Raw genomic sequence first — 410 nt, 5'->3', positions numbered from 1 at the left:
GGTGCTCTCCCAGCTGAGCTAATCCTCCAAAAGTGGTGACCCGTACGGGATTCGAACCCGTGTTACCGCCGTGAAAGGGCGGTGTCTTAACCACTTGACCAACGGGCCAAATATTATAAATCCTATGGCGGAGAGCAAGGGATTCGAACCCTTGATACGCTTGTGACGTATACACGATTTCCAATCGTGCTCCTTCGGCCAACTCGGACAGCTCTCCAATGGCTCCGCAGGTAGGAATCGAACCTACGACCGATCGGTTAACAGCCGATAGCTCTACCGCTGAGCTACTGCGGAATAATATTGCCTGGCAACGTCCTACTCTCACAGGGACAAGGTCCCAACTACCATCGGCGCTAGAGAGCTTAACTTCCGTGTTCGGTATGGGAACGGGTGTGACCTCTCTGCCATCA

3 tRNA genes and 1 rRNA gene are annotated in these 410 nt (G+C 53.4%); all 4 read right to left on the bottom strand.

What is annotated here, in order from left to right:
* Positions 1 to 33: 33 nt before the first annotated feature.
* A tRNA-Glu gene (locus tag MR147_RS26825) sits at positions 34 to 108 on the bottom strand.
* 17 nt (positions 109 to 125) lie between these two features.
* Positions 126 to 217: transfer RNA gene (locus MR147_RS26820), tRNA-Ser, on the bottom strand.
* 2 nt (positions 218 to 219) lie between these two features.
* Positions 220 to 294 (bottom strand) — tRNA-Asn (locus MR147_RS26815).
* Positions 295 to 302: 8 nt separating this feature from the next.
* Positions 303 to 410, bottom strand: a 5S ribosomal RNA gene (gene rrf, locus MR147_RS26810); the annotation flags it as partial.

Origin of the sequence: Bacillus cereus group sp. BfR-BA-01350 (assembly GCF_022663775.1) — a bacterium.
GTDB classification, from domain to species: Bacteria; Bacillota; Bacilli; order Bacillales; family Bacillaceae_G; genus Bacillus_A; species Bacillus_A paranthracis.
This window is presented reverse-complemented; position numbering and strand designations above follow the sequence as displayed.